Genomic DNA, 12,301 nt, shown 5'->3' with positions numbered 1-12,301 from the left:
CCCCGTCACCACTGCACCTGTAGGAGCGAGCCTGCTCGCAATGACGCCAGATCAGCCAGCATGAGTGTTGACTGAACTACCGCATCGCGAGCAGGCTCGCTCCCCCATTGAATTGACAGTGGCCGTAGGATTACACCAAACCTTCCGGCCGCAGGATCAACACCGCCAGCGGCGGCAGGTTGAGTTCCAGCGACAAGGCCTGGCCGTGGCTGGGTACTTCCTCGGCGCAGGCTCCGCCGCCGTTGCCATAGTTGGAGCCGGCATAGGTGTCGGCGTCGCTGTTGAGCAGTTCCACCCAGCGCCCTCCGAACGGTACACCGACCCGATAGCTCGCACGCGGCACCGGCGTGAAGTTGGCGACCACCAGCACCGGCCTCCCCTCCTTGCTCCAGCGCAGCCACGCATAGACGCTGTTGAGCGCATCGTCGCCGATCAACCACTGGAACCCTTGGGGCGCGTCATCCTGATCATGCAGCGCAGGTTCTTCGCGGTAAAGGCGGTTCAGGTCGCTCACCAGCTTCTGCACCCCACGGTGCTCGGCGTATTGCGTCAGGTACCAGTCCAGTTGCTGGTCGTGGTTCCACTCGCGCCACTGGCCGAATTCGCAACCCATGAACAGCAGCTTCTTGCCCGGATGGCCCCACATGAAGCTGAGGTAGGCCCGCAGGTTGGCGAATTTCTGCCAGCGGTCGCCGGGCATCTTGTCGATCAGCGACCGTTTGCCGTGGACCACTTCGTCATGAGAGATCGGCAGCACGAAGCGTTCGGACCAGGCGTACACCAGGCCGAAGCTCAATTCGTTGTGGTGATGGGCGCGGTACACCGGATCCTGCTGGATGTAGTGCAGCGAATCGTGCATCCAGCCCATGTTCCACTTGTAGGCGAAGCCCAGGCCACCCTGTTGCGTGCTCTGGCTGACACCGGGCCACGCGGTGGATTCTTCGGCGATGACCAAGGCGCCGGGCGTTTCCAGGGCCACTACATCGTTGAGGTGCCGCAGGAAATCGATGGCTTCGAGGTTTTCCCGGCCGCCGTGACGGTTGGGCACCCATTCGCCGGCCTTGCGCGAGTAGTCGCGATACAGCATCGAGGCCACCGCATCCACCCGCAGGCCATCGATATGGAAATGCTTGAGCCAGTGCAGGGCCGAGGCCAGCATGAACCCGTGCACCTCGGTACGCCCCAGGTTGTAGATCAGGGTGTCCCAGTCCTGGTGGAAGCCCTCCAGGGGGTTGCCGTATTCGTACAGCGCAGTGCCATCGAACTGGGCCAGCCCATGGGTATCGGTGGGGAAATGCGCCGGTACCCAGTCGAGGATCACCCCGATGCCGGCCTGGTGACAGGCGTTGACGAACGCGGCGAAATCGTCCGGCGACCCATAGCGCGCCGTCGGGGCGAACTGCGACAAGGGTTGATAACCCCAGGAGCCACCGAACGGGTGCTCCATGATCGGCATCAACTCGATGTGGGTGAAGCCCATCTCCTTGACGTAGGGGATCAGCCGCTCGGCCAGTTCATGCCAGTTGTACTGGCGAGACACCTCCCCTGCCTCATCGATCTCGCATTGCCAGGAGCCGGCGTGCAACTCGTAGATCGACAATGGTGCGGCCGGTAGCTGCCGCTCGCGACGCTGCTGCATCCATTCGTCGTCCTGCCATTGGATCTTCAACGGCGCGGCGACCTTCGAGGCAGTGTCGGGCGGCATCTGGCTGGCCAGGGCCACCGGATCGGCCTTGAGGGGCAGGATGCCGTGGGCGCCGAGAATTTCGTATTTGTAGGCTTCACCGGCCCCCAAGCGGGGTATGAAAAGCTCCCATACGCCCGACGGGTAGCGGATGCGCATCGGATGGCGGCGACCGTCCCAGACGTTGAAATCTCCCACTACCGACACCCGGCGGGCATTGGGCGCCCACACGGCGAAGCGCACGCCATCGATGCCATCGACGGTGGTCAATTGCGCACCGAGGCAGGAACTGAGGTCGCGATGATTGCCTTCGGCGAACAGGTAGAGGTCCATCTCCCCCAGTAGTGGCCCGAAACTGTAGGGGTCTTCGGCCAGCTGTTCGCCCCCGGCCCAGCGGGTACGCAGCAGGTACGCCTGGGCGCGGTCGAAATGGCCGACGAACAGCCCCGGCGTTTCGGTCTGTTGCAACTCACCCAGTTCTTCGCCGCCATCGCGGGCGACCACCTGGACGCTCAGCGCACCAGGCAGGTAGGCCCGGATGAACTGTCCGCCCGCGCCGTCGCCGTGGGGGCCGAGGATGGAAAACGGGTCGTGGTGTTCGGCGCGCACCAGCGCGTCGATGTCACGGAGGGGCGGCAGCAGCGACTCTTTCGCCTGCCCCTGTGGATCCTTGTTCGAGACACTCATGATTCTCTCCACTAAATCGGTCCGGCTAAGTCGGAAAAGGGTTCCAGCCCCCTCAAGAGCCCGTACAGACCGTGCAACGGCACGGGCAGCCAGGCGGGGCGATTCTCGGCTTCATAGGCCACTTCATAGGCCGCCTTCTCCAGGCCAAACAACGCCAGCGCAGCGTCTTCGCCTTCAGCATCCTTCCACTCATGGGCAAGACTAGCTGCCGCCAGTCGATATGCCTGGACAAATGCCTGGCGGGCCTCACGCAGATAACGATCGGCGACCCGTTGCCGTGCGGCGTCGGCATCGGCCGTGCTGTCGACAGTGTTCAAATGAATCGCCATGGCCGCCGCATAATCGAAGGAACGCAATACACCGCTGACATCCTTGTACGGGCTGTGCTTGCCGCGGCGCTCAGGCAGCGGACGGGCAGGCTCGCCTTCGAAGTCGATCAGGTAGGCATCGCCCTTGATCACCAGCACCTGCCCCAGGTGCAAGTCGCCGTGTACACGGATACGCAGGCCACCGGCAGCCTTGCCGGCCAGGTCCTGCACATGGGCCAGCACGGTTTTGCGGTGTTCCAGCAAACGTGCGACCATGGCCTGGTCCGCCGGGTTCAATTGGTCCTGGTTCTGCTTGAGCAGGCGCAGGGCGTTTTCCACCTGGGCGGCCACGTCCTTGCCGATGGCCTGGGCGTCCTTGGCGCTGGTTTTCACCGCAGCGAAATCGGGGTTGTCGGTGGCCTGGGCGAGCACCTTGTGCATTTCCCCCAGGCGCTGGCCGAGCATGCCGGCGAAATCCTTCAGCTCACCCAGGGCGTTGTAATGCTGCTCCTGCTCGGAAACCGCATCGGCCAACTCGTCGCGCAGGGCACGTTCGAGGTTGTTCTGGGTCCACTCCCAGGCGTCGCCCTGATTGCTCAGGTAACCCTGGGCAATCATCAGCAGCGCATCCTCGCCCTGGGCATCACGACGAATCACCGAACCCAGCAACGGAGAAATGTTGCTGAATCCGGCGGCGGTCAGGTAGGCGCTCATCTCCAGTTCCGGATGGATACCCGAAGCGACCTTGCGGATCAGCTTGAGCACCAGGCTGCCGCCCACCACCACTGAACTGTTGGATTGCTCGGCGGACAGATACCGCACTTGCGGTTCGCTCCCCAGATTCAATGCCGCCAGGCCCTCGGTGGGCTCGAAGCGCAACTCGCCCTCGCCGCACGGCAGCACCGTGCCGACCTGCATGCCGTGCAGCACGGCGCGCACGAAGCTTTCCAGGGTAAACGCATCGGTGATCAACCCCACCTGACGGCCTCGACGAACCCGGGACAGCGCCAGTTGCTGCGGCAAGGCCGCGCCGACCTGATCCTCGGCCAGCAGGCCGAACGGCAGTTGATAGCGCAGGGTCTGCCCGGCGCTGGTGACATCGATTTCACTGAGCAGCACCGGATGCTGGGGATCGCCGAAGCGCACCCCGTAGACGAGGTCGACCTTCTCGATGGCGCTGTCCTTGCCAGCGAACCAGCGGCGGTTCTGCAGCCAGCTCGGCAGGATGGTTTGCTCCAGCGTGGTGCGCGAGGGGGCTTCGAGCAACTCTTCCAGGCGTTTTTTCAGCACCAGGGTGGTGAAATCCGGCAGGCTCTGGGCCGGTTCGACATGCCAGCTCGGCATCTGGTTTTCCGCCGCCAGGGCAAACCAGTAGAAGCCGTACGGCGCCAGGGTCAGCAGGAAATTCAACTGGCCGATGGGCGGGAAGGCGTTGCCCCCCAGCATCTCCACCGGAACCATGCCGGCATAGGCCGAAAGATCCAGCTCGGCGGCCTGGGCGCTGCGGGACACGTTGGCCACGCACAGGATGATTTCATGCTTGCCGTCGGGGCCAGTGTATTCGCGGGTATAGGCCAGGATCCGGCGATTGCTCGGCGACAGCATCTTCAAGGTGCCACGGCCAAACGCCTTGGACTGCTTGCGCACCGCCAGCATCCGCCGGGTCCAGTTGAGCAGCGAGTGCGGGTCGCCGGCCTGGGTCTCGACGTTGACCGACTGATAGCCGTACAGCGGATCCATGATGGGCGGCAGTACCAGGCTGGCGGGGTCGGCCCGGGAGAAACCGCCATTGCGGTCGATGGACCACTGCATCGGCGTGCGCACGCCATCGCGGTCCCCCAGATAGATGTTATCGCCCATGCCGATCTCGTCGCCGTAGTACAGGGTCGGCGTGCCCGGCATGGACAGCAACAGGCTGTTGAGCAGCTCCACGCGGCGGCGATCGCGCTCCATCAACGGCGCCAGGCGTCGGCGGATCCCCAGGTTGATACGCGCCCGACGGTCGGCCGCGTAGTAATTCCACAGGTAGTCGCGTTCCTTGTCGGTGACCATCTCCAGGGTCAGCTCATCGTGGTTGCGCAGGAAGATCGCCCATTGGCAATTGGTGGGGATCTCCGGGGTCTGACGCAGGATGTCGGTGATGGGGAAACGGTCTTCCTGGGCCAGCGCCATGTACATGCGCGGCATCAGCGGAAAGTGGAACGCCATATGGCATTCGTCGCCGTTGAGGCCCTGGGCGTCGACATCGCCGAAATACAGCTGGGTGTCTTCCGGCCACTGGTTGGCTTCGGCAAGCAACATGCGGTCCGGATAGTTGGCGTCGATTTCGGCGCGGATCAACTTGAGGACGTCATGGGTCTCGGGCAGGTTCTCGTTATTGGTGCCGTCGCGCTCGATCAGATAGGGGATCGCGTCCAGGCGCAGGCCGTCGATGCCCATGTCCAGCCAGTAGCGCATCACCGACAGCACGGCCTTGATGACCTGCGGGTTGTCGAAATTGAGGTCCGGCTGGTGGGAATAGAAGCGGTGCCAGAAGTATTGGCCCGCCACCGGATCCCAGGTCCAGTTGGATTTTTCGGTGTCGAGGAAAATGATCCGCGTGCCGTCATACTTGTGGTCGTCATCGGACCAGACGTAGAAGTCCCGTGCCTTCGAACCTTTCTTGGCCTTGCGGGCGCGCTGGAACCAGGGATGCTGGTCCGAGGTGTGGTTGATGACCAGCTCGGTGATGACCCTCAGGTTGCGCTTGTGGGCTTCGGCAATGAAGCGCCGCGCGTCGGCCATGGTGCCGTAGTCAGGGCTGACGCCTCGGTACTCGGCGATGTCATAGCCGTCGTCGCGCCGGGGCGAGGGATAGAATGGCAGCAACCAGATGGTATTGACGCCCAGGTCGGCAATGTAGTCGAGCTTCTCGATCAACCCGGGGAAGTCGCCGATGCCGTCGTTGTTGGAATCGAAATACGATTTGACATGGACCTGATAGATCACCGCATCCTTGTACCAGAGCGGATCCTTGATGAACGTGGCGGACCGCGGTTTTTTCGCCATTTGCAACTCCTGATGAATTCAATAAGGCCGTTGGGGCACAAGGGCTCATGTGTGGCGAGGGGATAAATCCCCTCCCCACAAAGGCCCCCGCTGGCATCTCTCGTTGCACAGCCTTACGCCGCGCTGATCCGCCAGATCCCGAACGGCTGGTAGGCCGGGTCGATGCGCATGAACTGGTATTTGCCGTACCAAATCCAGCGGTGTCCATTCATCAAATCCTCGCCCTGGGTCTGGGCGTCGTCCGGCAACCCCATCTCCCAGAGCGGCAGTTCGAAGCTGGCTTCCTGGGGGTTATGGGGATCCAGGCTCACCGCCACCAGGATGAAATTGCTGCCATCGGGTGTGCGCTTGCCGAAATACAGGATGTTGTCGTTCCAGGCGTTGTAGATCGTCAGGCCCAGGTGCGTATGCAGCGCCGGGTTCTGGCGACGGATACGGTTGAGCTGGGCGATCTCGGCGATGATGTTGCCGGGGGCGGTGAAATCCCGAGGGCGGATTTCGTACTTCTCCGAATCGAGGTATTCCTCCTTGCCCGGTACCGGCGCCGACTCGCACAGCTCAAAGCCGGAGTACATGCCCCACAGGCCCGATCCCATGGTGGCCAGGGCAGCGCGGATCAGGAACCCCGCACGGCCCGACTCATGGAGAAACGCCGGATTGATGTCCGGGGTGTTGACGAAGAAGTTCGGTCGGTAGCACTCGCGCCACGGCGACTGATTGAGCTCCGTGAAATAGGTCGCCAGCTCGGCCTTGGTATTGCGCCAGGTGAAGTACGTATAGCTCTGGGAATAACCGACCTTGCCCAGCCGCGCCATCATCGCCGGCGTAGTGAAGGCTTCGGCGAGGAAAATCACTTCAGGGTACTGCGCCCGCACATCGGCGATCAGCCACTGCCAGAACGGCAACGGCTTGGTGTGGGGGTTGTCGACACGGAACATCTTCACGCCTTCCTTGACCCAGCCCACCACGATGTCCCGCAGCTCCAGCCACAGGCTGGGAATGGCGTCCGCCGCGTAGAAGTCGACGTTGACAATGTCCTGGTATTTTTTCGGCGGGTTTTCCGCGTATTTGATCGTGCCGTCCGGCCGCCAGCTGAACCAGCCCGGATGCTGCTTGAGCCAGGGATGGTCCTGGGAGCACTGGATGGCGAAATCCAGGGCGATTTCCAGGCCATGGTCGGCGGCGGCTTCCACCAGGCGGCGGAAGTCTTCCCGGGTACCCAGTTGTGGATGGATCGCCTCGTGCCCGCCGTCCTCGCTGCCGATGGCATACGGGCTGCCCGGGTCATCGGGGCCGGCAGTCAGGGAGTTGTTGGGGCCTTTGCGGAAACTGCGGCCAATGGGATGGATCGGCGGGAAATACAGCACATCGAAGCCCATGTCCCGGATCATCGGCAGGCGTGAATGCACGTCATTGAAGGTGCCGTGGCGGCTGGGATCGTCTGTTATCGAGCGGGGAAACAGCTCATACCAGCTGGCGAACTCGGCTTCTTTGCGTTCTACGTCCAGCGGGTACTCGGGACTGATGCTCAGGTAGGGTCGATGATCGGCCAAGGACATGAGATCGGCACTGCGTGGTGCGAGAAACAGCGCCACCTGCTCTTCGGGCAACAGGCCCGAAAGCTCATGGTGCAACGCTGCCAACTCCTCGCTCAATTCGCCGTCGCTACGCTCGGCGGCCAGTTGCACCTGGTTGCGCCCTTCCTGCAATTCGAGGCTGATGGGCACACCAGCGCCGTACTTCTTCTCCAGTTCATAACGGAAGCTGGCGAACTGATCGAACCAGGCCTCGATACAGAACACGTAACGGCCCTGTTCGGGTACGTTGAACTGGCCTCGCCAGCTGTTGTTACCAAGGTCGGTCATGACCTCGCTGTTCCAAACCTCATCCTCCAGCGCCCGCCAGCGGATCCGCACGGCCAGCTTGTCATGACCGTCGGCGAAGACCTTGCTGGTCACGGTCACATCCCGCCCGGCGACGACCTTGGCGGCGAATTGCCCACCGTCGATCACCGGCATGGTGTTCTCAATGGCGATACGTGGCAGCAACAAGGCGTGGGACAGTGGCAAGTGCGGGTTGTACGCCAAGTCAGTCAAGTGTTCAGCAGTCATCGAGCATCGCTCCTTTTACGCCCCATGGACGTGCTTGTGACGATAAAAAACTCACTTAACCTCCGAACCGGGCCGGCGACCAAAAGTTCAGCGAGATTTACCCGGGACACTGGGGGGATCGAACCTGGTCCCGGATGGTCAACAAGGATAAGCACGACTCAAGCCATGTGCCTCACGGAGACCCGTCCCGATGAATATTCCCATCCCGGCCGAAACACCTGATCCGAACATCGACGACCCCACTTTGCCACCGCCTGGCCCCGACCCGGAGCCCATACCGGAAAAGGACCCGCCCCTCGACCCGCAGCCGCCCGTGGGCGACCCGCCGAACGAGAATTCGCCGGAGCGGGTTTGAGGCGTCATTCATAAGCATCATGGGGCGTTAGCGGCAACGGACTGTCAGCCACCGTCAAGGTCGGCTGGCAGGCCACGTCGCCAGCAGTTGTGTGCAAGATGGCGATGAAATCAGGGTTTGTCGTCTCGCTCCTTTTCCAGGGCCCGGACAATCACTGGCATCACGCTGAAGATCGCCAGTGCCAGCACCGTGCTCAATACCGCCGTTCCTTCCTTGCCCAGGCCCGCCGCCACGCCGATGGCCGCAGTCATCCACAAGCCGGCGGCCGTGGTCAGGCCCTTTACCTGGCCTTCGTCGCCTTCATTGTTTTTCAGGATAGTGCCGGCGCCGAGAAAACCGATGCCCGCCACCACGCCCTGTATCACCCGGCTCATCGCATCGGCCTGGGAACCGGACATCTGCGGTACCAGCACGAACAGCGCAGCCCCCAGGGCAACGAGCATATGGGTGCGCACGCCTGCGGCCTTGCCCTTGTGTTCTCGCTCGAATCCCAGGATGCCGCCCAGCAGCGCGGCCATCACCAGGCGCACGGTGACCCGGGTCATCTGTTGTGTGTCGCCGATATCGGCGAATTCCGACTGCATAGTGATCCAGACCTGATGCCACCAGGTTTCCATAGGTGCCTCCTCTTTCAGTCCATGAACGATGGACCGCAAACGACGCCAGAGGTGCGCCCGACCGCTGATCCGACGCAACGAACCCTGCCTTGCCGGCGACGCCTAACGCTTATCAACGTGAAGGAGTGACACCATGACTATGAACATCACTGACGGCATCTGCGAATTCCAGACAGCCGACGGCACGCTGGAGTGTTCCGCCAGCGAGCTGACGATCATTACCGACGCCGATAAAGCCATGTCCGCCGTGGACCTCAACGGCAAACGGATCTACCTCACCGAGGCCGAAGTCGACGCATTGACGGTAGCCGGAGCGAACGATGGGCGCCGCAACCTCAAGGCCACCGACAGCGGTTCGGCCATTTGAGACTCCCTGTGGGGCTGCCCTTCTTCCCTGGCACCCGGGTGGCAGGCGCAAACAGGATGGCAGCCTCGAGCAGATCAATCAGGGTGCATCAAAGTGTCGCAGGGCCTGGGCTACAGGCCATCTGATCCGGTTTTAATCGAAATACCTGAGCCTGTTATGCAAACAGTTTCGTGGTCATAGTGCCCCGGCCAGATAACGGCTGATGAGCGACCGACCATGAGCGACCGAATCCCCGTCCAGTTGATACAGACCTTCGACCCCACTCCAGGCAAGATAAAGGCCCGGAGCACCGATAACCTGATCCACACCCGCAGCTTCACCGGTTTGTTCCGCACCTTGCGCATGAGCGGCGCCGGGTTTCTGTTCCTGCTGTTCTTCGGCACCGTATGGTTGAACTGGGGCGGCCGCCAGGCGGTGCTCTGGGACCTGTCGGAAAGCAAATTCCACATATTCGGCGCGACGTTCTGGCCGCAGGATTTCATCCTGCTGTCGGCGCTGTTGATCATCGCCGCCTTCGGCCTGTTCGCGATCACCGTATTCGCCGGGCGGGTGTGGTGCGGCTACACCTGTCCGCAAAGTTCCTGGACCTGGATCTTCATGTGGTGCGAGAAGATCACCGAAGGTGATCGCAACCAGCGCATCAAACTGCAGGCGGCGCCCTGGAGCCTGAACAAACTGCTGCGTCGCTCGGCCAAGCACACACTGTGGCTGGGCATCAGCCTGCTCACCGGCCTGACCTTCGTCGGCTACTTCACACCGATCCGGCCGCTGGCCGAAGAGTTGCTCACCCTGCAGATAGCCGGCGTCAGCCTGTTCTGGGTGCTCTTCTTCACCGGGGCCACCTACCTCAACGCGGGCTGGTTGCGCGAAGCCGTGTGCATGCACATGTGTCCTTATGCACGGTTCCAGAGCGTGATGTTCGACAAGGACACGCTGACCATTTCCTACGACTCGGCCCGTGGCGAGATCCGCGGCCCGCGCAAGCGCGACGTGAAGCCGGCCAATATCGGCCTGGGGGATTGCATCGATTGCCAGATGTGCGTGCAGGTCTGCCCCACCGGCATCGACATCCGCGATGGCCTGCAAATGGAATGCATCGGTTGCGCGGCGTGCATCGACGCCTGCGACTCGATCATGGACAGGATGGGATACGCCCGCGGCCTGATCAAATACACCTCCGAGCATCAGTTGCAAGGGGGCAAGACGCATCTGCTGCGGCCTCGGCTGGTCGGCTATACCGCCGTGCTGCTGGTGATGATCGCGGCGCTGACGATCGCGCTGGTGCAGCGGCCCATGGTCTCCCTGGATGTGAGCAAGGACCGTGGCCTGTTCCGGGAAAACAGCCAGGGCCTGATCGAAAACATCTATAGCCTGAAGATCATCAACAAGACCCAGCAGCGCCAGGATTACCACCTGTCCCTGGTGGACGGCGACGGCTTCGTCCTGCAGGGCAAGACGCAACTGAGCCTGGCGCCGGGGGAGATCGTCGACGTACCGGTGTCGGTGGCGATGCTCAGCGAAAGGCCCCGCAGCGGCTCCCAGGACATGACCTTCAAGGTGACCGATAGCGACGACCCCGGCATCCACAGCGTGGCCAAGAGCCGTTTTGTCGCGCCGATGAACCGCTGAAGCATTAAGATGCCGCACGCGTGTGGACACGAGACTGAAACGCCGATCATCCATGGCCCCGAATCGTTCATGACTGGACCGAAAATGAAACGCTACGAGAAATTCGCCGACGACATCGCCGAACTGATCCGCTCCGGCATGCTCGGGCCAGGGCAGCGCGTGCCGTCGGTACGGTATGCCAGCCAGACCTATGGGGTCAGTCCGTCCACGGTGTTCCAGGCCTATTACCTGCTGGAGCGACGCGGCATGATCCGGGCCCGGCCGCGCTCCGGCTACTTCGTCAACAACCTTGCGCCGAGCCCGTTTTCAGAGCCCGTGATCAGCAGCCAGGTCCATGAGTCGACCGAAGTCGACGTCAGCGAGCTGGTATTCTCGGTCCTGGATTCGATCAAGGACCCGGCCACCATCGCCTTCGGCTCGGCGTTTCCCAGCCCGACGCTATTCCCGCTGCAACGCCTGTCCCGCTCGCTGTCCAGCGCCACGCGGGACATGGACCCGCGGGTGGTGGTCACGGACATGTCGCCTGGCAATCCGCAACTGCGCCGGCAGATCGCCCTGCGCTACATGGTCGGCGGGCTGATGCTGCCCATGGAGGAATTGCTGGTCACCAACGGCGCCCTGGAAGCCTTGAACCTGTGCCTGCAAGCCGTGACCGAACCCGGCGACCTGGTGGCCATCGAGGCGCCGGCGTTCTACGCCAGCCTGCAGGTGCTGGAGCGACTCAAGCTCAAGGCCGTGGAAATCCCGGTACACCCACGCGACGGTATCGATCTGGAAGTCCTTGAACAGACTCTGGAGCGTCATCCGGTCAAGGCCTGCTGGTGCATGACCAGTTTCCAGAACCCCATGGGCGCGACGATGCCCGAGGAGCGGAAAAAGGCGCTGGTAGCGTTGCTCAGTCGCCATCAGGTGCCCTTGATCGAGGACGACGTCTACGCCGAACTCTATTACGGCCAGCAGGCTCCAAAACCGGCCAAGGCCTTCGACACCGAAGGGTTGGTGATGCATTGCGGTTCGTTTGCCAAGAGCCTGGCGCCAGGCTATCGCATCGGCTGGGTCGCCGCCGGACGCTACGCGCAGAAAATCGAGCGGTTGAAACTCATGACGTCACTGTGCGCCTCGATGCCGGCCCAGGCCGCTATCGCCGACTACCTGCAACACGGCGGCTACGACCGGCACCTGCGCAAACTGCGCTACGCCCTGGAAGAACAGCAACGCGCGATGCTCGCCGCCATCGCCCGCTACTTCCCCCCACAGACCCGCGTCAGCCAGCCAACGGGAGGCTACTTCCTCTGGCTTGAACTGCCGGAGCTGACAGACTCGCTGAAACTGTTCCAGATGGCCCTGGCCCAGGGCATCAGCATCGCACCGGGCCCGATCTTTTCACCGACCCAGCGGTTCAGGAACTGCATTCGGTTGAACTATGGCAGCCCCTGGAACGAGGCGTCGGAGAAGGCCATGGAGACGCTGGGGCGGATCATCCGTTCGTTCTGAG

General features: G+C 62.5%; 8 protein-coding genes. 4 read left to right on the top strand and 4 right to left on the bottom strand.

What is annotated here, in order from left to right:
• Window positions 1-130: 130 nt before the first annotated feature.
• The 3 genes from glgB to AC1M7R_RS21485 all read right to left on the bottom strand — a co-directional run bounded on the left by glgB (window position 131) and on the right by AC1M7R_RS21485 (window position 7,838).
• Window positions 131-2,371 (bottom strand): 1,4-alpha-glucan branching protein GlgB, encoded by a 2,241-nt coding sequence (gene glgB / locus AC1M7R_RS21495; RefSeq protein WP_072394233.1) that lies wholly within the window; start codon window positions 2,369-2,371, stop codon window positions 131-133.
• A gap of 11 nt (window positions 2,372-2,382) precedes the next feature.
• Window positions 2,383-5,727 (bottom strand): maltose alpha-D-glucosyltransferase, encoded by a 3,345-nt coding sequence (treS, locus tag AC1M7R_RS21490; RefSeq protein ID WP_072394230.1) that lies wholly within the window; start codon window positions 5,725-5,727, stop codon window positions 2,383-2,385.
• A 113-nt stretch (window positions 5,728-5,840) separates the two neighbouring features.
• On the bottom strand, window positions 5,841-7,838 hold the full coding sequence (locus AC1M7R_RS21485; RefSeq protein ID WP_072394228.1) for an alpha-1,4-glucan--maltose-1-phosphate maltosyltransferase: 1,998 nt from the start codon (window positions 7,836-7,838) through the stop codon (window positions 5,841-5,843).
• A gap of 190 nt (window positions 7,839-8,028) precedes the next feature.
• Here AC1M7R_RS21485 and AC1M7R_RS21480 point away from each other — a divergent pair, with 190 nt between their 5' ends.
• Window positions 8,029-8,193 (top strand): hypothetical protein, encoded by a 165-nt coding sequence (locus AC1M7R_RS21480; RefSeq protein WP_165887612.1) that lies wholly within the window; start codon window positions 8,029-8,031, stop codon window positions 8,191-8,193.
• A 110-nt stretch (window positions 8,194-8,303) separates the two neighbouring features.
• On the opposite strand, the gene AC1M7R_RS21475 is transcribed toward AC1M7R_RS21480, so the two are convergent.
• Entirely contained in the window at window positions 8,304-8,810 is a 507-nt protein-coding gene (locus tag AC1M7R_RS21475) for an MgtC/SapB family protein (protein ID WP_053154456.1), read from the bottom strand.
• A 133-nt stretch (window positions 8,811-8,943) separates the two neighbouring features.
• Between AC1M7R_RS21475 and AC1M7R_RS21470 the strand changes: the two genes are divergently transcribed.
• From AC1M7R_RS21470 to mapR, 3 genes are all read left to right on the top strand, one after another.
• Window positions 8,944-9,177 carry a DUF3203 family protein gene (locus AC1M7R_RS21470; RefSeq protein WP_053154459.1) on the top strand — a complete coding sequence of 78 codons (234 nt, stop codon included), beginning with the start codon at window positions 8,944-8,946 and terminating at the stop codon, window positions 9,175-9,177.
• A 216-nt stretch (window positions 9,178-9,393) separates the two neighbouring features.
• On the top strand, window positions 9,394-10,806 hold the full coding sequence (gene ccoG / locus AC1M7R_RS21465; protein WP_072394225.1) for a cytochrome c oxidase accessory protein CcoG: 1,413 nt from the start codon (window positions 9,394-9,396) through the stop codon (window positions 10,804-10,806).
• Between the two features lie 84 nt (window positions 10,807-10,890).
• On the top strand, window positions 10,891-12,300 hold the full coding sequence (gene mapR / locus AC1M7R_RS21460; RefSeq protein WP_076407203.1) for a GntR family transcriptional regulator MpaR: 1,410 nt from the start codon (window positions 10,891-10,893) through the stop codon (window positions 12,298-12,300).
• Window position 12,301 lies beyond the last annotated feature (1 nt).

The organism is Pseudomonas sp. MS01C9, from assembly GCF_058202755.1.
The sequence above is the reverse complement of the archived record's forward strand: the minus strand, read 5'-3'. Positions and strand labels throughout refer to the sequence as shown.

Coding starts and splice junctions, on each gene's coding strand:
- treS (WP_072394230.1), bottom strand. CDS start 5,727: ATGGCGAAAAAACCGCGGTCCGCCACGTTCATCAAGGATCCGCTCTGG.
- AC1M7R_RS21485 (WP_072394228.1), bottom strand. CDS start 7,838: ATGACTGCTGAACACTTGACTGACTTGGCGTACAACCCGCACTTGCCA.
- AC1M7R_RS21480 (WP_165887612.1), top strand. CDS start 8,029: ATGAATATTCCCATCCCGGCCGAAACACCTGATCCGAACATCGACGAC.
- ccoG (WP_072394225.1), top strand. CDS start 9,394: ATGAGCGACCGAATCCCCGTCCAGTTGATACAGACCTTCGACCCCACT.
- AC1M7R_RS21475 (WP_053154456.1), bottom strand. CDS start 8,810: ATGGAAACCTGGTGGCATCAGGTCTGGATCACTATGCAGTCGGAATTC.
- mapR (WP_076407203.1), top strand. CDS start 10,891: ATGAAACGCTACGAGAAATTCGCCGACGACATCGCCGAACTGATCCGC.
- glgB (WP_072394233.1), bottom strand. CDS start 2,371: ATGAGTGTCTCGAACAAGGATCCACAGGGGCAGGCGAAAGAGTCGCTG.
- AC1M7R_RS21470 (WP_053154459.1), top strand. CDS start 8,944: ATGACTATGAACATCACTGACGGCATCTGCGAATTCCAGACAGCCGAC.